The organism is Variovorax sp. LjRoot290 (assembly GCF_964253985.1).
GTDB lineage: Bacteria > Pseudomonadota > Gammaproteobacteria > Burkholderiales > Burkholderiaceae_C > Variovorax.
The window spans coordinates 2,691,331-2,709,157 of the sequence record NZ_CAXURW020000001.1 but is presented as its reverse complement, the minus strand read 5'-3'; the positions used below and the strand labels follow the sequence as shown (position 1 = coordinate 2,709,157).

At 67.9% G+C, this 17,827-nt stretch carries 20 protein-coding genes; 4 read left to right on the top strand and 16 right to left on the bottom strand.

The window, feature by feature from the left end; genetic code table 11:
- Nucleotides 1–24 precede the first annotated feature (24 nt).
- A complete protein-coding gene (locus ACSQ9A_RS13595; RefSeq protein WP_436303997.1) occupies nucleotides 25–639 on the top strand; it encodes a retropepsin-like aspartic protease family protein in 615 nt (204 codons plus the stop codon).
- A 5-nt stretch (nucleotides 640–644) separates the two neighbouring features.
- On the opposite strand, the gene ctlX is transcribed toward ACSQ9A_RS13595, so the two are convergent.
- Both ctlX and ACSQ9A_RS13585 read right to left on the bottom strand, forming a co-directional pair.
- Entirely contained in the window at nucleotides 645–1,574 is a 930-nt protein-coding gene (ctlX, locus tag ACSQ9A_RS13590) for a citrulline utilization hydrolase CtlX (RefSeq protein WP_436303996.1), read from the bottom strand.
- Nucleotides 1,575–1,588: 14 nt separating this feature from the next.
- Nucleotides 1,589–2,638, bottom strand: a complete 1,050-nt coding sequence (locus ACSQ9A_RS13585; RefSeq protein ID WP_093107830.1) for an ornithine cyclodeaminase — start codon at nucleotides 2,636–2,638, stop codon at nucleotides 1,589–1,591.
- Between the two features lie 147 nt (nucleotides 2,639–2,785).
- Here ACSQ9A_RS13585 and ACSQ9A_RS13580 point away from each other — a divergent pair, with 147 nt between their 5' ends.
- Nucleotides 2,786–3,208, top strand: coding sequence for an Lrp/AsnC family transcriptional regulator (locus tag ACSQ9A_RS13580; protein ID WP_093107398.1), 423 nt, complete (start codon nucleotides 2,786–2,788; stop codon nucleotides 3,206–3,208).
- A gap of 34 nt (nucleotides 3,209–3,242) precedes the next feature.
- Here ACSQ9A_RS13580 and ACSQ9A_RS13575 read toward each other — a convergent pair whose 3' ends face one another.
- From ACSQ9A_RS13575 to ACSQ9A_RS13560, 4 genes are all read right to left on the bottom strand, one after another.
- On the bottom strand, nucleotides 3,243–4,553 hold the full coding sequence (locus tag ACSQ9A_RS13575; protein ID WP_436303995.1) for a methyl-accepting chemotaxis protein: 1,311 nt from the start codon (nucleotides 4,551–4,553) through the stop codon (nucleotides 3,243–3,245).
- A gap of 113 nt (nucleotides 4,554–4,666) precedes the next feature.
- Nucleotides 4,667–4,876, bottom strand: coding sequence for a hypothetical protein (locus ACSQ9A_RS13570; RefSeq protein ID WP_436303994.1), 210 nt, complete (start codon nucleotides 4,874–4,876; stop codon nucleotides 4,667–4,669).
- Between the two features lie 54 nt (nucleotides 4,877–4,930).
- Complete coding sequence (locus ACSQ9A_RS13565; RefSeq protein WP_436303993.1) at nucleotides 4,931–6,319, bottom strand: phenylacetate--CoA ligase family protein; 1,389 nt, start codon at nucleotides 6,317–6,319, stop codon at nucleotides 4,931–4,933.
- Between the two features lie 107 nt (nucleotides 6,320–6,426).
- Nucleotides 6,427–7,374, bottom strand: a complete 948-nt coding sequence (locus ACSQ9A_RS13560; protein WP_093107405.1) for an adenylate/guanylate cyclase domain-containing protein — start codon at nucleotides 7,372–7,374, stop codon at nucleotides 6,427–6,429.
- 193 nt (nucleotides 7,375–7,567) lie between these two features.
- Here ACSQ9A_RS13560 and ACSQ9A_RS13555 point away from each other — a divergent pair, with 193 nt between their 5' ends.
- Nucleotides 7,568–8,011 carry a hypothetical protein gene (locus ACSQ9A_RS13555; RefSeq protein ID WP_436303992.1) on the top strand — a complete coding sequence of 148 codons (444 nt, stop codon included), beginning with the start codon at nucleotides 7,568–7,570 and terminating at the stop codon, nucleotides 8,009–8,011.
- Between the two features lie 31 nt (nucleotides 8,012–8,042).
- Here ACSQ9A_RS13555 and ACSQ9A_RS13550 read toward each other — a convergent pair whose 3' ends face one another.
- The 9 genes from ACSQ9A_RS13550 to ACSQ9A_RS13510 all read right to left on the bottom strand — a co-directional run bounded on the left by ACSQ9A_RS13550 (nucleotide 8,043) and on the right by ACSQ9A_RS13510 (nucleotide 15,048).
- Nucleotides 8,043–8,975, bottom strand: coding sequence for an LD-carboxypeptidase (locus tag ACSQ9A_RS13550; protein WP_436290427.1), 933 nt, complete (start codon nucleotides 8,973–8,975; stop codon nucleotides 8,043–8,045).
- On the bottom strand, nucleotides 8,972–10,048 hold the full coding sequence (tadA, locus tag ACSQ9A_RS13545) for a tRNA adenosine(34) deaminase TadA (RefSeq protein WP_436303991.1): 1,077 nt from the start codon (nucleotides 10,046–10,048) through the stop codon (nucleotides 8,972–8,974). The genes ACSQ9A_RS13550 and tadA overlap by 4 nt, the downstream gene beginning before the upstream one ends.
- Nucleotides 10,038–10,232 (bottom strand): hypothetical protein, encoded by a 195-nt coding sequence (locus ACSQ9A_RS13540; protein ID WP_093107413.1) that lies wholly within the window; start codon nucleotides 10,230–10,232, stop codon nucleotides 10,038–10,040. The genes tadA and ACSQ9A_RS13540 overlap by 11 nt, the downstream gene beginning before the upstream one ends.
- A gap of 1 nt (nucleotide 10,233) precedes the next feature.
- The gene (locus ACSQ9A_RS13535; protein WP_436303990.1) at nucleotides 10,234–10,878 is read right to left on the bottom strand and encodes an FMN-binding negative transcriptional regulator; all 645 of its coding nucleotides are present in this window, start codon (nucleotides 10,876–10,878) and stop codon (nucleotides 10,234–10,236) included.
- A 62-nt stretch (nucleotides 10,879–10,940) separates the two neighbouring features.
- Entirely contained in the window at nucleotides 10,941–11,252 is a 312-nt protein-coding gene (locus ACSQ9A_RS13530; protein WP_436303989.1) for an ankyrin repeat domain-containing protein, read from the bottom strand.
- A 5-nt stretch (nucleotides 11,253–11,257) separates the two neighbouring features.
- Nucleotides 11,258–11,773, bottom strand: a complete 516-nt coding sequence (locus ACSQ9A_RS13525; RefSeq protein ID WP_093107832.1) for a GlcG/HbpS family heme-binding protein — start codon at nucleotides 11,771–11,773, stop codon at nucleotides 11,258–11,260.
- A 117-nt stretch (nucleotides 11,774–11,890) separates the two neighbouring features.
- Complete coding sequence (locus tag ACSQ9A_RS13520; protein WP_093107417.1) at nucleotides 11,891–12,514, bottom strand: response regulator transcription factor; 624 nt, start codon at nucleotides 12,512–12,514, stop codon at nucleotides 11,891–11,893.
- Nucleotides 12,511–13,971 (bottom strand): sensor histidine kinase, encoded by a 1,461-nt coding sequence (locus tag ACSQ9A_RS13515; protein ID WP_436303988.1) that lies wholly within the window; start codon nucleotides 13,969–13,971, stop codon nucleotides 12,511–12,513. Before ACSQ9A_RS13515 ends, ACSQ9A_RS13520 begins: the two co-directional genes overlap by 4 nt.
- Before the next feature lie 33 nt (nucleotides 13,972–14,004).
- The gene (locus tag ACSQ9A_RS13510) at nucleotides 14,005–15,048 is read right to left on the bottom strand and encodes an aliphatic amidase (protein WP_436290431.1); all 1,044 of its coding nucleotides are present in this window, start codon (nucleotides 15,046–15,048) and stop codon (nucleotides 14,005–14,007) included.
- A 145-nt stretch (nucleotides 15,049–15,193) separates the two neighbouring features.
- Here ACSQ9A_RS13510 and bglX point away from each other — a divergent pair, with 145 nt between their 5' ends.
- Nucleotides 15,194–17,467: a beta-glucosidase BglX gene (gene bglX / locus ACSQ9A_RS13505; RefSeq protein WP_436303987.1), complete on the top strand. Its 2,274-nt coding sequence runs from the start codon at nucleotides 15,194–15,196 to the stop codon at nucleotides 17,465–17,467.
- A 6-nt stretch (nucleotides 17,468–17,473) separates the two neighbouring features.
- Here the strand turns inward: bglX and ACSQ9A_RS13500 are convergent, their stop codons facing one another.
- Nucleotides 17,474–17,815 (bottom strand): zinc ribbon domain-containing protein, encoded by a 342-nt coding sequence (locus ACSQ9A_RS13500; RefSeq protein WP_436303986.1) that lies wholly within the window; start codon nucleotides 17,813–17,815, stop codon nucleotides 17,474–17,476.
- Nucleotides 17,816–17,827: the final 12 nt, after the last annotated feature.

Sequence of the window (17,827 nt, the reverse complement as noted above, 5' to 3'; positions counted from 1 at the left end):
TGTTGATCAGAGCGAGGTCACGCCATGTCGAAGCACTCGAAATCCAAACAGGCGCTGCGATATCTCGGAGCACAAGCGGCGATTGCCCTCGGCGTCATGAGCATGCACCCGGTTGTCGCGGCGGAATCCATCTTCAAATGCGGCAAGACCTACACGAACGTGCCGCCCAGCGCGCGGCCGGCGCAGCCTCGGTCCGATGCCTGCGTACTGGTCGACACCGCAGATCAGCCCAAGGGAAAGACGACAAACATTGCAGTCGACGGATCCCGGCAGATCACCGTTCCCGTCGGCCAGGACGGCCGCTTCTGGATTCATGGCTCCGTCAACGGCTTCCCCGTGCGCTTCGTGATCGACAAGGCCGCCACGGTCAATGCCGGCGTCGCCGTGACCGAAGACTTCGCCGCACGGGCAAACCTGATCGGAGGTTCCCCCGCGCACATGCAGACGGCCGGGGCCGTCATGGATGCGCGTCGCATCGAGCGTGTGCCCATGACCTTCGGGCCCTTCAGCGTGCCGCAGGCCACCGTGGTCGTGGGCTCGCTGGGCCGCAAATCGACGGACGCCCTCCTCGGCCGGGAACTGCTGTCGCTCTTCGACGTCACTGCCAACGACCGTGAACTGACGATCGTGGGCAGATAGAGCGATCACGCGCCCCTCAGAGACAGGTGGATGCCGGCGATCATGCAGCGCACCGAGCCGCCCGCCATTTCGATCGTCGGCACCGACAGGGGAACGAGCCGGGCCGAGCGCTGGATGGTCGTCTTCTGCTGAGCGGTGAGGCTCTCGAGGGCCCGCTGCGACAGCGCCAGGATCCGGCCGTCGCGGCCCGACAGTTCGATCGCGTTGCCGGCGAAGTCGGCGATCTGCCGGGCGCTCAGCGCAATGACCTCGCGCCCCGACTCCTGCAGCCGGGCGCGCAGTTCGGCGGCCCTTCGCTGGTCGGGAACCATGTCGAAACCCACCATCGCAAACTCCGTCGCCACGCACATCAGCACATTGGTGTGATAGATCGGGCGGCCGGCCTCATCCGCCGTATCGAACAGCATCGGCTCGAAGTTGAAATGGGTGCTGAAGCGCTCCAGCGCCACCGGATCGGCACGGTTCGAGCGCGCCGTGTAGGCCACGCGCGCAAGGTGATCGAACACCATCGCGCCGGTGCCTTCGAGGAACAGGCCATCCTGCTCCAGACCGGAATAATCGATCACGTCCTGCACGCGGTACCTGGACTTGAGCATCTCGATCACGTCGGCACGGCGTTCGCGGCGGCGGCTCGGCGCGTGCATCGGATAGATGGCGACGTGCCCGCCCGGATGCGTGGAGAACCAGTTGTTGGGAAAGACCGAATCCGGCGTGTCGCGGTCTCCCTGGTCTTCGAACAGGTGCACGCGCACGCCTTCGGCTTCGAGGCGCTCCACGGCGGCCGTGACCTCGCGATGCGCTGCGCCGCCCACGGCCTGCGCGGCCTCCTTCGCGGCCAGGCTCTGGAACGCGTTGTCGGCGGCGGTTTCCGGGTTCGGCGTGAACCGGTGCGGGCGGACCATGACCACGGCGGCAGGCGCCTGGATGGAAGGCATGGCGATGAGCCCGTTCATGCGACGCGGCGCATGACGGCATGCGAGGCGCCGCTGCGCGTATGGCGGAACAGGTCCTTCGGATCCTCGGCCCAGGGCACCAGCTCGACGCTCATGCCGAGATTGCGCTTCTCGGTCTGCGCGTGCACGTAGCGCAAGGTCGAGTAATCCTCCAACGCGAAGCCCACGGAGTCGAACACCGTGACCTGGTCAGCGCGCTGGCGGCCCGTTTCGGTGCCGGCGAGCACGCGCCACAGGTCGACGACCGGGAAGTCCTGCGGCAACTGCTGGATGTCGCCCTCGATGCGCGTCTGCGGCTCGTATTCGACGAACACCTGAGCATTTCGCAGAACGTCGGCGTGCAGTTCGGTCTTGCCCGGGCAGTCGCCGCCGATGGCGTTGATGTGCATGCCCGGCTCGATCATTCCGGGCGTGAGGATCGTGGCGTAAGCCTTGTCGGCGGTGACGGTCGTCACGATGTCGGCGCCGCGGACCGCCTCGGCGGTGGAACCGGCGCGAATGATCTTCAGAGACGGGTACGCCGACAGATTGCGGACCAGCTTGTCCGTCGCACGGGCGTCGACGTCGTAGACGGCGATCTCCTCGATGCCCAGATGGCTGTGGAAGGCGAGCGCCTGGAACTCGCTTTGCGCGCCGTTGCCGATCAGCGCCATGCGGCGCGCATCGGGCCGTGCCAATGCGCGCGCCGCCACGAGCGAGGTCGCGCAGGTGCGCAGCGCGGTGGCGACGGTCAGTTCCGACAAGAGCACCGGGTAGCCGGTCTCGACCTCGGCCAGCACGCCGAAGGCCATGACCGTGTACAGGCCACGCGTGGTGTTGCTCGGATGGCCGTTGACGTACTTGAAAGCGTAGCGCTTGGCGTTGGACACCGGCATCAGTTCGATGACGCCGATCTCCGAGTGATTGGCGACGCGGGCGGACTTGTCGAACTCGGGCCAGCGCACGAAGTCCTGCTGGATGGCATCGGCGAGCTCGCCGATGAAGCGGGGCACTCCAATGTCCTGAACGAGGCGGGACATGGTGGGGACGTCTACGAAGCGGGTCATGAAGGGCTCCTGGAAATTGCGATTGCTGCGCGCAGCCATGCCGCAATTGTTCCGTCGCGGGGTGCCATAATGAACCATCCAACTTGGCAAATTCCTCTTAGAGGATTACATTTTGCTAAGTAGAAATAGCACTTTGAAGATCTGACAATGGACGACACCGACCGCCAACTCATCGCGCTGCTGCGCGACAACGCGCGCATGTCCGTGGTTGCGCTGGCAAAGAAGCTGCGCGTCGCCCGGGCCACGGTGCAGAACAGGATCGCCAAGCTGGAGAGCGACGGAACCGTCGTCGGCTACACGGTGCGCTTGCGGCCGGAGGCGGAGGCCCATCGCATCCGGGCGATCACGAGCATCGAGGTCGAGGGCCACCACGGGCCCGATGTGCTCAAGAAGCTGCGCGGGCATCCGAATGTCGTTGCCTTGCACACGACGAATGGCCGCTGGGACCTGATGGCCGAGTTGCGTGCCGACACCCTGGAGGCGTTCGACAAGGTGCTCAATGCCATCCGCTCGATTCAGGGCATCTCGAACACGGAGACGAGCATCTTGCTGTCCACGCACAAGCTGTAAGCGCGATCAAGGCCATCGGCTGGCAGCTGCGGGTCTAGAAGGTCTCCCAGTCGCCGCTGCCGGCTGGCGTGCTCGTGGCGGCCAGTTGCTTGCGCTGCGGCGCGGCAATGGCCCGCCGCGCCGGTGGCTGTGCCGGCCGCACCGGCTGGACGACAGGCCGCGTTTGCACCGGCATCGGCTTGGGCTGGGCCACGACGGGCTGTTCGTCGTCGTCGAGCTTGAAGGTGCCGACGACCTGCGAGAGGTTCCCCGCCTGCTCCTGCATCGATTGCGCCGCAGCCGCGGCCTCTTCCACCAGCGCCGCGTTCTGCTGCGTCACCTGGTCCATCTGCGTGATCGCCTGGTTGATCTGCTCGATGCCCTGCGTCTGCTCGTGGCTCGCCGCCGTGATCTCGCCGATGATGTCGGTCACCCGCTTCACGCTGCCCACGATCTCTTCCATGGTCTTGCCGGCTTCGCCGACCAGTTGGCTGCCGGCATCGACCTTGCCGACTGAATCGTCGATCAGGCCCTTGATTTCCTTGGCCGCGGCGGCCGAGCGCTGCGCGAGGTTGCGCACTTCGGAAGCCACCACCGCAAAGCCACGGCCCTGCTCGCCGGCACGCGCGGCTTCGACCGCTGCGTTCAAGGCCAGGATGTTGGTCTGGAAGGCAATGCCGTCGATCACGCCGATGATGTCGACGATCTTCTTGGACGAGGCATTGATCGAGGCCATGGTCTGGACCACCTGGCTGACCACATCGCCGCCCTTGACCGCCACCTCGGAGGCCGAGAGCGCCAGTTGATTGGCCTGGCGCGCGTTGTCCGCGTTCTGCTTGACGGTGGAGGTCAGTTCTTCCATCGAGGCCGCGGTCTGCTCCAGCGAGCTGGCCTGCTCCTCGGTGCGCGAAGACAGATCCTGATTGCCGGCAGCGATTTGCCTGGATGCCACCACGATCGAGTCGGTCGACGCCTTGATGCGGGTCACCACGTCGGTCAGGGTGTCCTCCATTTCGCCCATGCCGCGCAAGAGGCGTCCGAAATCGCCGCCGCGCTCGGTTTCGAATTCCTTGCTGAGGTCGCCCGAAGCCACGGTCTCCGCGATGAAGATCGCTTCGCCCAGCGGCTGCATGATGCTGCGCGCGAGCCAGAGGGTGCAGCCGACGCCCGCCAGCAGGGCGACGAGCCCGAGGCCCAGCATGAGGTTCTGCGTCGAATCGATACGCCGCGCGAGTTCCGGGGTGATGGTGCCGCTGCCAGCGATGTCCTGGAGGCACGCGATGCCGATCGCGACCCCTGTCGCCATCAACAGCAACACGATCCCGAACCCCATACCCAGTTGGGTACTGATCTTCCAATTGCGCATGTGCTTTCCCCGTCGCGGCCGCCAAACTGGGCCGGGTTGTCAGGCATATCGGCAGCGCGGAGCCGAAACTTGAGGGGCTCAGGCCTAGGTATAAACCCGAGGTTTCGGGCGCCCTACGCGTCCAACGGCACGCCGCCGCCGAAACGGGCCACCCATTGGTCCCACAGGTCCTGGTTGACGCTGGCGAACGGCCGTTGCCAGGCGGTCAGCATCTGGAGCTGGAAGTTCTGAGCCTGCATCAGGCTCTCGATGAAGGCGGCCTGCCAATCGAGGACGGGCTGAAAGTTGCCGTAAGGGATGGGAAATGGACTCGCGATGGTCATGCCGGTCTCCATGTTGGATGCGTGGACCAAGCCTAGTGGATGCCGCCCCGTGCTTCAAGCATGCGCGCCGACCACCCGCTGCACCTTGCCGCTGCGGCCGCGGCGTCCCGTCTCGCCGCTTCGGCAATGGATGTGCACGCCGGCCGCGCCTTGCCGCACCAGAAAGGCCGAGAGTGCCGCCCGGGCGCGCCGCAAGCTCGTGTCCGCGGCCTTGCCATGCAATCCCGTGCGCAGCAGCAGGTCGCAAGGCCCCTGCTGCTCGAGCTGGAAGTCGAACAGGCCCGCATCGTCTTCCAGCACCGTGCTCACGGCCAGCGGCAGGATGCGCACCATCCGCGCACCGGGGCGGCCAAGCCGCAGCGTGTCGTCGTTGCGGCCCTGAACCTCGATCACCGGATGATGGGAGCCGCAGGCGCAAGCCGAAGCGCGCTGCGTGACGCGGTCGCCCAGGTCGTAGCGGATCAGCGGCTGCACGTGGTTCGCGAGGTTGGTCAGCAAGGTGGTCGCGCCGGCCTCACCGACGGGCACCTGGCGACCACCTTCGTCGACCGATTCGAGGATCGCCCAGTCGCAGTTCAGATGCAGGCTGCCGCAACGGCATTCGGCGGCGAGCGTCAGGAACTCCGAGGCGCCGTAGCTGTCGACCACCCGGCAGCCCAGGGCCTGTTGCAGGAAATCGCGCGTCGCCGTCGAGAGGTCTTCGCCGCCGGTCCACAGCTCGCGCGGCGCCGTCTCGAGCCGGCCGGCAAGGCGCTCCTCCGCCAGCAGCACGGCCACGCTCGGATAGGTGGCGATGACAGCGGGTGCCAATGCATTCAGTTCTGCCACCAGCTTGCCGGCGGGCTGCAGGAACGAGATGCCGCGGAGGCTGCCGGCCAGCGCAGGATTCAGCCGCCGCAGCCGCTCGATCGACACCGTGCTGGCGAAGTGGCCGCAGGTCGCACCGACGAAGGCGATGCCTTCGCCGACGGACCACGGGTCCATCATCCGCTGAAGCGGCCGCAGCACCGGCCGCCGCCAAAATTCGAGCGCGTCGTACACCGCCATCGCCCGGGCGTCCTGCACGAAGACGGCCGGCTCGCCGCTGCTGCCCGAGCTCTCCCACACCACGTAGCGGCCGAGGAAAGGGTCCGCGATGCGAGAGCGGTCGGAGGCGAAGCGGCGCAGCGCATCGAGCCGCAGCGCGGGATCGGTGACCCAGTCATCGAACCGGCGCATCAATTCGGCCTTCTGCGCAATCGGCAGCTCTTCGAGGCGCAGGCGCGCCGGATCGCGGCCCGCGAGCAGCTTGCGGTACAGCGCCGATCCGCGCGCTGCGGACCTCAGCAGATCGGCCAGACGCCGCGCCCGCCGGCCCGCCAGCGCCTCTGCGCTCGCATGCGAGGCCACGGCCACGTCGGCGGCGACAAAGCTCGTGAGCCAGGGATCGAAGGGCGGCAGCATGGCGCGGCGGAGAAAGAGGCCGCCATGGTGGACGCACTCGCCGGCAATGCCAAGAAGATTCGCGCGCGGCGCGATGCCGGCAGGGGTTTAGGGCCTGTTAGCAGGCCCTACCGCAGGTCGCGGCGCGCCAGCAACACGTTGCCGCCGGTGGTGTTGAACGAGATGGTCGGTGCGCTGAAGTCGCTCAAGGGTGCACCGAGCCCGATTTCGCCGCTGCCGTGCAGCACGCATTCGTCGCGCCGCAGCGCGATCTCGCCGCTGGCGCCGGCCGTGCCGTGAAAGCGGACCCAGGTGCCGTAGGTGCTGACGTCGACCAGCACGCAACTGCCCTGCCGCGCTTCGATGCGCGCGTGCAGCCGCGACACGCGCGGATCGTTGACCACGAACTGGGCTTCGTCGACGCGCCCCAGATGGATAGGCAGCTCCGCGGCGCGAAACATCGAGCGCACGTCCAGCCATGCGAGTTCGATCTGCCCGAAGGACGAATCGGCGCCTCGCGCCGGCGGCGCCAGGGAGGCCGGCATCGTGAGGAACTCCGAGACCTCGTCCTGCCAGTCGATACGGTGGACGATCGGCATCTCGTTCTTGCCGCGGATGTTGATCGGGCCGAGGCTGCGGTGGCGTACCTCGCCGCCCACCAATTCGTCGATGACCGACTCCGTGGCCCAGATCTGGCTCGGGCCGGCCAGATCGCTGAGCCGCGAAGCCAGGTTGACCGCGTCGCCATAGCAGTCGCCGTCGACTTCGACCACCTCGCCGCTCGCCACGCCGATCTGAAGCTCCATCCTGAGCGGTGCGGGCCAGGTCTGAAGCCGCTTCTGGTGGTTGCGCTGGAGTTCCAGCACGGCCCGGGTGGCGGTCGCACCATTGGCGAATATCGCAAAGACGCCATCGCCCAGCGATTTCACGACGCGGCCGCCGTGCGCCTCGCAAACACCCCCGATCCACTGAATCAGTCTTGTGACAGTGTCAGTTGCACGTGCATTCCCCATGGCCTCGAAGACCCGGGTGCTCCCCGTCAGGTCAGCAAAAACGACAGTGGGGTGGGCGCTCATTGTGTGCAATTTTTGGTAGCTCTCGCCGAGGGATTATGTCAAAGCATCAGAAAAACGCCCTTTCAGCATGTCAAATCGACCGGGAAGCCGCTACGCCTGTTGCTTTTTCATTTCGATACAGGCGCTTGGCGCTCATTTCACCCGTCAAGTAGAACTTAGGTATCAATTCTTCGACCAGTGCATGAACTGATTCGTGAAGTATGTTGTTTTTGAACATGAAATGATGTTTCCACACTTGTGTGGCGTCCTGCGCGGCTTTAACGTAGCAACCCTCAAGGCCTCCGGCAAAACGCCTTCGTCTTTCATGGTGTCACTTAGCAGTTTCTTCCGCTTTCTGTCGTTCCCGAGCCTCGGCTTGCGCCGCTCGGCGGACCGTCAGATGGGCCAGATCCGTACTGCGATGCTGTCGCTGCTGCAAGTCCACGGCGGCCATTCCGTTCAGCGGGTTGCCCAGCGCGTTCGCTTTGCCGGCGATCTCGAGGCGCTCTGGTACCTGCGCCAGGACGTGCTGACCGCGCTGAGCGCGATCGATGGCGAGGTCGCCGCCCGCCGCCAGATGAGACAGATCAACCGCCTGTTCAAGGGCGGCCTGCCCGGCGCGATGGGGCCCAGACCGCACCACCGCATCACCACCTGATGGGCTGTTGCATAGCAGCCTTTTTCTTTTTTCAATGCGCGTGCCGGTGTCCCCACACCATGAAGACGTCGCGTGCGTCTGCCGCCAGTTCCACCTTGGCCCCCACGGGCAACAGCACCTTCGTCGGCACATGACCGAAGGGTAGGCCCGCCAGCACCGGTACCTTGATCAGTTCGCGCAGCCGTGAAACGACGGTCTGCATGCTGAAGCCGCGATCGTGCGGCACTTTCTTGGCGCCGGTGAACTGCCCGAAGATCACCGCCTTCTGACGGCCCAGCACGCCCGCGTGGCGCAACTGGTCGAGCATGCGTTCGACGCGGTAGGGATGCTCGTTCACGTCTTCGAAGAAAAGCACGCCCTTGTCGATCTGGGGAAAGTACGGCGTGCCCAGCAGGCTGGTGAGCACGCAGAGATTGCCGCCCCACAGCACCGCATCGTGAATGCCGCGAAAGCCCGGCATCGCCGCGGCATCGCGCGCCGGCATGCGCCAGCCTGTGCCTTCGCCCCGCCCGCTCAGCAGATCGTCGAAGCAGGCTTCCATGATGTCGTCGGCGCCATCCTCGGCACCGAAGTCCTCGCCGAGCGCGGGGCCGGCCCAGCTCACGGCGCCGGTTTTCACGAGAAGCGCGTTCTGCAGGGCCGTGAAATCGCTCAGTCCCACGAACTCGGTGCCGCGCTCGATCGCGCGGGTCACGGCCTTGTAGGGGATGGCATCGAGGATGCGCGTGAGCCCATAGCCGCCGCGCGAGATCAGCGCCACGTCGGCGCGGCTGCCCGCGGCGCGCGCGATGGCGGCCAGGCGGGTGGCATCGTCGCCGGCAAAGCGCTGATGGCTGTCGAGCGCGGCTTCGTCCAGTTCGACTTCATGGCCCAGCGCCTGCAGGCGCTTCACGCCGCGCCGGAATGCGGCCTTGTTGCGAACCGCGCTGGAGGGCGAGTAGATGTAGATGTGTTTCTTTTTCACGGGGCGAAGTATCCCATTGCCTCCTGTGCCAGCCGGGACGCCTGTGCTGCGTCAGGGCCCGAGACGCCCCGCGGAGTCGGGCCCAGGACACGCAATGCGGCTTCGTATCCGCGGTCGGGAAAGGGCGCGCGCCATGCGTCGGCCACGGGCTCGCCGGCGTCGGGCGCCAGCAGCGCCAAGGGAAAGCGCGCGGGCATGGCAGCGCGCAGCAGCGACGCGAGTTCGGAAGCGCCGGCGCTGTGCACCAGGACCAGCGGGCCGGGCTGCAGGCGCTCCAGCCATTCGAGCAGCACGTCGCGATGCCAGGTCCATTGGTGCACGGCCTCCCGTTTGGGCTTGTCGCTTTGGCCGAAGCCGATCAGGTCGGGCGCCAGCACGCGCAGCGTCTGCAAGGCCGCGAGATGGCGGAAGAAGTAGCTCCATTCGCCCGGTCCGTGCAGGCAGAGGCAGGTGCAAGCGGCGCCACTCGGCCCTTCGTCCAGGTAGTGCATGCGCAAGCCCTGCAGACTCGGCAGATCGCTCACGTAGTTCGGCGCGAAGCTGTAGCCGGCGAGCGCGCCGAAGCGTTCGACCGGCGTGCGCAAGGCATCGTCGCGCAGGGGTTCGGCCGCTTCGCGCGCCGCGCTGCGGCGGCCCTTGAAGAAATCCTGCAGCAGATCGCCGCATTCCGCTGCAAGCACGCCGCCCTGCACGTGCGTGCGATGGTTGAGTTGGCTCTGCGCGAACAGGTCGAGTACCGATCCCGCGGCACCGGTCTTCGGATCGGCCGCGCCGAACACGACGCGGGCCAGCCGCGCATGCAGCATCGCGCCGGCGCACATGGCGCAGGGCTCGAGCGTCACATAGAGCTCGCAGCCGTCGAGGCGATAGTTACCGAGCGCCGTACCGCCCGCGCGCAGCGCGTTCATTTCGGCATGCGCGCTGGGGTCGTGCTGCGCGACCGGCGCGTTGCGTCCGCTGGCAACGAGCCGGCCGTCCTTCACGAGCACCGCGCCCACCGGCACTTCGCCGGCCTCGGCCGCCAGCCGCGCTTCGGCCAGCGCGAGCTGCATCCAGTGCGCGTCATTTGTCATCGGTCAGGGGGCGCGGCTGCTGCATCGCGGCGTCCAGCGATTGCTTGAACTGCTCTTGGACCTGCTGGCTTTGCGTGCGTGCGTCGGCGGCCGGTGCGCCCGCGACGCCGCCCATCTGCTTCCTGGCCAGCAGCCCGACGATGGCGAGCGCGAGCACCAGGCCGATCAAGCCGAGGGCGCGCATCTCAGCCTTCCTCCGTCTGCGCCGCGCCGGTCTTCATGCCGAGCCGCTGCATCCACGCGGCCAGCGCCTGTTCGTCGGGCGTGCCCTCGCTGTAGCGCGCGTGCATGGCGGCATGCGATTCGCGCCGGTGCTGGTTGAGCTTGACCTTGCACTGCAATGCCGTCACCTGCAGCTCGAAGCCGACGATGCCGTTCAGCATCTTGTTCTGGAACTCCTCACCGAGTTCGCGCCACTGCTGGGCGTAGGCCGGCTCGTGCTGGCCGATCAAGCGCTTGAGCAGCGCATCTTTTTCAGCTGGCGTCTCGATCAGCCGGGCCTGGACCGTGCAATGCACCGCCAGGTAGTTCCAGGTCGGCACGCGCGCGAGGTCGGGGTAGACCGAGGGCGACATGTAGGCATGCGGCCCCAGGAAACTCACCAGCGCCTGCGGCCGCGCCTGCAGGTAGCGCCAGTGCGGATTGGGCTTGGCGCAATGGCCAAAGAGTGCGAAGCCGCCCTCCCCGCGGTCGTCGAGCACCAGCGGCAGGTGCGAGACGTAGGGCAGCCCGTCGTCGTCGGTCGAGATCAGGCTGGCGAAAGGATGCGCGCGCATCAGTTCCGCGGCGATGGCACGGTCTTGCGAATTGAACTGGGGTGGCATGTACATGGAGCGGCCCTGCATCGAGGATCGCCCGATTGTCCCCGAGCCGGGGGCCCGTTCGCAGGCCCCTACTTTGCGCCCGCGGCCTTGAGCTTTTCGTCGAGCCTCGCGCCGGCCTTGGCCAGCAAGCGGATCGCCTCGCGCTGGCGCGCATGCGTCGCCACGTGCAAGGGCGTGTGGCCGCGACTGTCGCGCGCATCGAGAGCGGCGCCGCCCTCGATGAGCGCTTTCAGCCGCGGCAGGTCGCCGCGCCACGCCGCCTGGTGCAAGCCTTCATAGGCCAGCACCTCTGCGGCGGCCGGCGGCATCTGCGCCGCCGCAGGCGGAGCCAGGCCGCCCGCGGTCAGCACGAGCGCAGCGAAGACAAGGACGGCCTTCATCGCCTTCAGCCCAACTGCGCCTTGACCTTCTCGATCCCCGCGTTGGCGCACTGCTCGTCCAGGTGACCACCCGGCGCGCCACCGACACCCACGGCGCCGATGACTTCGTTGCCGGCCTTGATCGGCACGCCGCCGCCGAGCAGCAGGAAGCCGGGGATGTTCACCAGGTTGGCCGCGCCGGGGTTCTTCTGTGCGTTCTCCATCATCGCCAGCGTCGGCGCCTTGGCCGAAGCCGAGGTCCAGGCCTTGCGCTCGCTGGCGCCCACGGTGTGCGAGCCCGCGTTGTCGGCGCGCTGCACCGCGCGCACCACGCCGGCGCGATCGACCACCGTGGCCGCCACCGAATAGCCGTTGGCCGCGCAGGCTGCCACGGTCGCCGCGGCGAGCTGGTTCGCGAGTTCGAGCGAGATGTTCTTTTCGCTGCGGACGGCGGGGCTCGGCGTCTGGGCTTGGGCCTGGGCGCTCATCGCGGAAGCGGCGAGCAGGACGGCGAGGCTGCCGAGGCGAAGGGTCGAATGCATGTAGGTCTCCGAAAGGGGTTGATCGATTTGCGCCGGCGCCTTGCCGGCCGCAACGCAACTGTAGAAACAGGCCCTTCGAAGGAACATTCGTACGGCTACGCCGGCCGCTCCGTAGAACTACGGAGTGCTGTCGACGAGCGCTGCGTAGCGCCGGATCAGCTGCGCCAGCGAATCGCAGCCGAGCTTGGCGAACAGGTTGGCGCGATGCGTCTCGACCGTGCGCGGCGACAACGCGAGCGCACGCGCGATCTCCTTGTTGGTGAGTCCGGCCACGATGAAGCCCAGCACCTCGCGCTCGCGTTCGGAGAGCTGGGCATGGCGCTCGCGCGCCGCCTGGTCGGCCTGCGCCCGTTCGCGCGAGCGGATGTGCTGGCGCACCGCGTGCTGCAGCGCCTCGAGCAGCTGTTCGTCGTCGACCGGCTTCTCGAGGAACTCCGCCGCGCCGGCCTTGAAGGCGCGCCGGCACATCTCGACCGTGCCGTGGCCGGTGAGCATGATCACCGGCTGGTCGACGCCCTGGGCGATCAGCGTTTCGAGCAGCGCGAGGCCGCCGATGCCGGGCATGCGCACGTCGAGCACGATGGCGCCGATGCCGCCGCGGTCGAAGCCCTCGAGGAAGGCCTGCGGATCCGCCCAGCCTTGCGTGCGCAGGCCCACCGTGCCGATCAGCAGGGCCAGGCTCTCGCGCACGGCGAGGTCGTCGTCGATCAGGTGGATGAGCGGAGAGAGCGGCTCGTTCATGACGAAAGCGGCAAGCGCAGCGTGAAGCGGGCACCGCGCGGCGCGGCCGCTTCCGCGGCCAGCGTGCCGCCCACGCTCTCGGCCAAGGTCTGGCACAAGCTCAGGCCCAGTCCCAGGCCGCCTTCGCGCGTGCTGAAGAAGGGCTCGAAGATGCGCGGCAGGATCTCCGGCGCAATGCCGCGCCCGTTGTCGCTCACGGTCAACACACCGTATGCGCCGTTGCGAACCACGGTGAGCCGCAGTTGCCGCTCGCCGGCCGGCAGTTCTTCGAGCGCCTGCAGCGCGTTCATCAGCAGGTTGTGGACGATCTGCTCCAGTGCCACCGGCTCGGCCCGTACGCTCACCGGCGCCTGTGCCGCACCGTCGAAGGCCGGCGCGATCGCGCGCCTGTCGAATTCCGGGCCGAGCAGGTGCAGCCCGTTGCGCACCACCTCCTGCAGGATCACCGGCCTGGCCTCGGTCGCATGCCCGGGGCGCTCGATCACGCGGCGCAGGCGCGCCACCACGTCGGCGGCACGGCGCGCCTGTTCGGCGGCCTGCTTCATCGCCGCGCGTGCGGTGTCGAGCTCGGGCGGGTCGTCGTCGAGCAGCCGGCGCGCGGCCTGCGTGTTGGCGAGCACCGCGGTCAACGGCTGGTTGAGCTCGTGCGCCATGCCCGCCGCGAGCTCGCCGAGCGCATTGAGGCGCGCGACCTGGCCGAGCCGCAGCAGCTCTTCGGCACGCCGCCGCTCGATGCGCTGGCGCCGCAACGCGTAGCTGCCGGCCAGCACCACCGCCATCGCGAGCGCCCAGGCGGCCATCCAGGCCCAGGGCAGTTCGCGCCATGAGACCTGGCGCTGCGCCGCCAGGTCGAAGGCCTGGCTTTCCGAGGCCAGCACCTTGCGGAAGCTGAAGGGCCAGCCCTGCGAGGCCGCGGGCTGTCCGGCCTGCAGCACGAACTGCTGGCCCGCATGCTCGAGCACCACGCGCACCGGGCTCTGCTTCGGGTCCATCGGCCAGTCGCGCCAGGGCACGGTGCTCGCGAGGTCGATGTCGAGCGCATAGCTGGTCGGCTCGGCGCCGATCACGAGCCGGTAGCGGCCGTTCGCGAAGTCCTGCGTTGCAAGCTCGGGGCGCCGCAGTTCGCGCGACTTCGCCTCGGCCGCCGCCAACGGAGGGTCGGCCCAGGCCGCGCCGGCATCGCGCCGCTGCACGCCGAGGATCGAGGGGTAGACGGACGGCAGGCGCTGCTCCGAGCGGGCCCCGTCCGGCGCGGTTTCCAGCAATGCGAGCGTGGCCAGTACCGCGTCGTACTGCACCACCTGCTGGCTCATGAGGCGGTGCGCGATGCGCCCGTTGGCCTCGAACTCCTCATGGAGCTGCCGGAGTTCGGCGCGCGCGATCCAGACCGCACCGGCGCCGGCGAGCAGCAGCCATGCGAGCCACCAGCCACCCTGCGTACGCAACCATTGCCTCATGGCGCGGATTGTGCCCGCGCCGGCAGCGTGTCTTCAGCGATAGAGGTTGGCGGTCTCCTCGTTGGGGATGCCGTCGATCGGCGCTTCGGCGGTGCCGACCGTGGAGCGCGTGAGTGCCTCGACCCTCTCGCGCGTGGCCTGCGGGTCGGCGATCCATTGCGCGTAGAAGTCGTAGGGGCAGTCGGCCACGCCCTTGTCGCCTTCGTGCGAATTGAGGATGCCGGTGTAACCGCGATGCAGCAGCTTGAACAGGTGGTTCTCCGACTGGCCGTTCTTGCGGAAGTCGCGGATCAGGCTTTTCGACAGCGCGGCGTACTGCACGCCCATTTCCTCTTCGCCGCACTCGCCGAGCGTGCGGCCGTCGAAGCCGATGATCGCCGAGTGGCCGAAGTACGAGTACACGCCGTCGAAGCCGGATGCATTGGCCACCGCCACATAGGTGTTGTTGGCGAAGGCCATCGCCTTCGAGATCAGGATCTGCTGTTCCTTGGCCGGGTACATGTAGCCCTGGCAACGCACGATGAGTTCTGCCCCCTTCATCGCGCAATCGCGCCAGATCTCGGGGTAGTTGCCGTCGTCGCAGATGATGAGGCTGATCTTCAGGCCCTTGGGACCCTCGCTCACGTAGGTGCTGTTGCCCGGGTACCAGCCCTCGATCGGCACCCAGGGCATGATCTTGCGGTACTTCTGGACGATCTCGCCCTGGTCGTTCATGAGGATCAGCGTGTTGTAGGGCGCCTTCTTCGGATGCTCCTCGTGGCGCTCGCCGGTGAGCGAGAACACGCCCCACACCTTGGCCTTGCGGCAGGCGGCGGCGAAGATCTCGGTCTCGGCGCCCGGCACCGTGGCCGCGTTCTCGTACATCTCGGTGCTGTCGTACATGATCCCGTGCGTGCTGTATTCGGGAAAGATCACCAGGTCCAGCCCCGGCAGGCCGGTCTTCATGCCCTCCACCATCTTCGCGATCGCCTTCGCGTTCTCCAGCACCTCGGCGCGCGTGTGCAGACGCGGCATCTTGTAGTTGACGACCGCGACGCCGACGGTGTCCTTGCTGCTCGAAATATCGCCGTGAATCATGATCGGTCCTTGTCTGTGGCCATGGATGCGATCCATTCTGCGAAGCCGGCGGACGGCGGCGAATACGTTGATTGACGTAGGGACAGCCGGGGCCCGAGAGCCCGACGATTTTCCGAGCCATTCGGCTCACGCGAAAATGCGGGCAATGAGCGTCTGCAGATTCCCCCGCCTCGTCTTCGCCCTCCTCTTCCTTCTCGCCTGCATCACCGGTTGCGCCACGGGCCCCACGCCCGGCGGATTGACCCCGATGTCGATTGCGCGCGTCGAGTCCCTCATCGTGCGCATGACGGTGGAAGAAAAAGTCGGCCAGCTGAGCCTCTACGCGCCCGCGGGCATCGACATCGTGGCCAATCCGCAGGCCGCGCGCCAGAGCCAGGAGCAGCAGCTGGCCGACATCCGCGCCGGCCGCGTGACCGGCCTCTTCAACAACGCGGGCCTCGAAGGCAAGCGCCGGGCGCAGCAGGCTGCGGTCAACGAGTCGCGCCTGGGCATTCCGCTCCTCTTCGGCGCCGACGTCATCCACGGCTTCCGCACCGTGTTCCCGGTGCCGCTCGCGGAGGCGGCCAGCTGGGAGCCGGCCCTGGCCGAACGCACGGCGCATGCATCCGCCGTCGAGGCCACGGCCGACGGCTTCCGCTGGACCTTCGCGCCGATGGTCGACATCGCGCGCGACGCGCGCTGGGGCCGCGGCGTCGAGGGCGCCGGCGAAGACGTCTACCTGGGCCGCCAGTTCGCGGCCGCGCGGGTGCGCGGCTTCCAGGGCAAGGACCTCGGGCGCGCCGATGCAATGCTCGCCACGCCCAAGCACTTCGCCGGCTACGGCGCGGCCGAGGGCGGGCTCGACTACAACACGGTCGATCTCTCGGAGCGCACGCTGCGCGAGGTCTACCTGCCGCCCTTTCGCTCGGCCATCGATGCGGGCGCGCTGTCGATCATGAGCGCCTTCAACGAGATCGGAGGCATCCCCTCGAACGCCAACCGCAACCTGCTGACCGGCGTGCTGCGCGGCGAATGGGGCTTCCAGGGCTTCGTCGTTTCCGACTACACCGCCGACGAGGAACTCATCGCGCACGGCTTCGCGGCCGACGGGCGCGAAGCCGCCAAGCGCGCCTTCCTCGCGGGCACGGACGTCAGCATGCAGAGCGGCCTGTACATGCAGCACCTGCCCGGCCTGGTGGCCTCGGGCGAAGTGCCGATGTCCCGCCTCGACGACGCGGTGCGCCGCGTGCTGCGGATCAAGCTGCGGCTGGGCCTGTTCGACCAGCCCTTCCGCGGGCTCGAAGACGCGGCCAGCCCGCGCTTCGACAGTTCCGCGCACCAGGCGCTGGCGCGCGATGCTGCCGGACGCTCGATCGTGATGCTCAGGAACGACGGCGACGTGCTGCCGCTGTCGAAGTCGGGGCAACGCATCGCGCTCATCGGCCCCTTTGCCGGTGCCTCCGACCTGTTCGGGCCCTGGATGGTCTTTCCCGGCCAGGCGTCGCCGGCCGGCATCGAGGAGGCGATCCGGAATTCGCTCGCCTCGCCCGAACTGCTCACAGTGGTGCGCGGCTCGGACGTCGATGCGCCGATCGCGGGCGGTATCGACGCCGCAGTCGCTGCGGCGCGCGAGGCCGATGTCGTGGTGCTTTCGATCGGCGAGAACGAGCAAATGTCGGGCGAGGCCCGTTCGCGAAGCGACATCGAGATCCCGCGGGCGCAGCAGGAGCTCGCCGACGCTGTCGCAGCCACCGGCAAGCCGGTGGTCGTGCTGCTGCGCAACGGGCGCGCGCTGGCGCTCAGGGGCGCGGTGCGCAATGCGCGCGCGATCCTGGTCACCTGGTTCCTCGGTTCGCAGACCGGGCCGGCCATCGCCGACGTGCTGTTCGGCGACGTCAATCCCTCGGGCCGGCTGCCGGTGAGTTTTCCGCAGACGCCGGGCCAGGTGCCCTACTACTACAGCCACAAGCGCACCGGCCGGCCGCAGCTCGCCGATGCGCCGGCCACCTTCTACAAGGCACGCTACCTGGACGCGAGCAACGATGCGCTGTTCCCCTTCGGCCACGGGCTGGGCTATGCACGCGTGCGCTACCAGGGCCTGGAACTGAGTAGCCCGGGCCGCATGGCCTGGGACGGCACGCTGACCGTGCGCGCGCGCATCACCAACACCGGCAAGCGCGAGGCCGAGGAAGTGGTGCAGCTCTACATCGGCAACCGCGCCGCCAGCGTCACGCGGCCGGTGCGGGAGCTCAAGAGCTTCCGCAAGGTGCGCGTGCCAGCGGGCCAGACGATGGCGGTCGAGTTCACGCTCTCGCGCGCCGACCTGATGTTCATCGGCCAGGACCTGCAGCCCACGGTGGAGCCCGGCAACTTCGACCTGTGGGTCGGACCGTCGGCGGTCGGTGGCCTGAAGACCAGCTTCAGGCTGGCGCCCGAGTGAAGCGCTTCAGTGACTGATCATCCAGGGCCGCTTCGAGGGAAAGGTCTTGGCGCCGTTCGGTGCCTTCACCGTGGCGCCTGAGCGCGCGCTCGAGCAGCAGCCACAGCCGGCCGGGTGCCTGAGTCGCGCGTAGTCGCGCGAGATTCGCGGTTCGTGCGAGGCGCGTTCGTTGGTCTCGATCGCACGCCGCGTGCTGCCGGCCATCAGAGCCAGCTGTGGCGCATTCGCGAACACGCGCGGCGAGGCCTCGCCGCAATGCGGGCAGGCCGCAGGCTCGTTGCGTGCCGCCAGCGGGCGAAAGGCGTCGAAGCCGCCGCAGCGGCTGCAGGCGTAATCGTAGGTGGGCATCGATTCCGCCCG

Excerpts from the sequence above, each read along its gene's own strand:
- ACSQ9A_RS13540 (WP_093107413.1), bottom strand. The coding sequence starts at position 10,232 with ATGCGCGCCCTCGGCTTGATCGGCCTGGTGCTCGCGCTCGCCATCGTC.
- ACSQ9A_RS13510 (WP_436290431.1), bottom strand. The coding sequence starts at position 15,048 with ATGATTCACGGCGATATTTCGAGCAGCAAGGACACCGTCGGCGTCGCG.
- ACSQ9A_RS13580 (WP_093107398.1), top strand. The coding sequence starts at position 2,786 with ATGGACGACACCGACCGCCAACTCATCGCGCTGCTGCGCGACAACGCG.
- ACSQ9A_RS13530 (WP_436303989.1), bottom strand. The coding sequence starts at position 11,252 with ATGAAGGCCGTCCTTGTCTTCGCTGCGCTCGTGCTGACCGCGGGCGGC.
- ACSQ9A_RS13515 (WP_436303988.1), bottom strand. The coding sequence starts at position 13,971 with ATGAGGCAATGGTTGCGTACGCAGGGTGGCTGGTGGCTCGCATGGCTG.
- ACSQ9A_RS13500 (WP_436303986.1), bottom strand. The coding sequence starts at position 17,815 with ATGCCCACCTACGATTACGCCTGCAGCCGCTGCGGCGGCTTCGACGCC.
- ACSQ9A_RS13575 (WP_436303995.1), bottom strand. The coding sequence starts at position 4,553 with ATGCGCAATTGGAAGATCAGTACCCAACTGGGTATGGGGTTCGGGATC.
- ACSQ9A_RS13560 (WP_093107405.1), bottom strand. The coding sequence starts at position 7,374 with ATGAGCGCCCACCCCACTGTCGTTTTTGCTGACCTGACGGGGAGCACC.
- ACSQ9A_RS13595 (WP_436303997.1), top strand. The coding sequence starts at position 25 with ATGTCGAAGCACTCGAAATCCAAACAGGCGCTGCGATATCTCGGAGCA.
- ACSQ9A_RS13520 (WP_093107417.1), bottom strand. The coding sequence starts at position 12,514 with ATGAACGAGCCGCTCTCTCCGCTCATCCACCTGATCGACGACGACCTC.
- ACSQ9A_RS13525 (WP_093107832.1), bottom strand. The coding sequence starts at position 11,773 with ATGCATTCGACCCTTCGCCTCGGCAGCCTCGCCGTCCTGCTCGCCGCT.
- ACSQ9A_RS13535 (WP_436303990.1), bottom strand. The coding sequence starts at position 10,878 with ATGTACATGCCACCCCAGTTCAATTCGCAAGACCGTGCCATCGCCGCG.
- ACSQ9A_RS13565 (WP_436303993.1), bottom strand. The coding sequence starts at position 6,319 with ATGCTGCCGCCCTTCGATCCCTGGCTCACGAGCTTTGTCGCCGCCGAC.
- bglX (WP_436303987.1), top strand. The coding sequence starts at position 15,194 with ATGAGCGTCTGCAGATTCCCCCGCCTCGTCTTCGCCCTCCTCTTCCTT.
- ACSQ9A_RS13570 (WP_436303994.1), bottom strand. The coding sequence starts at position 4,876 with ATGACCATCGCGAGTCCATTTCCCATCCCTTACGGCAACTTTCAGCCC.
- ACSQ9A_RS13585 (WP_093107830.1), bottom strand. The coding sequence starts at position 2,638 with ATGACCCGCTTCGTAGACGTCCCCACCATGTCCCGCCTCGTTCAGGAC.
- ctlX (WP_436303996.1), bottom strand. The coding sequence starts at position 1,574 with ATGCCTTCCATCCAGGCGCCTGCCGCCGTGGTCATGGTCCGCCCGCAC.
- tadA (WP_436303991.1), bottom strand. The coding sequence starts at position 10,048 with ATGACAAATGACGCGCACTGGATGCAGCTCGCGCTGGCCGAAGCGCGG.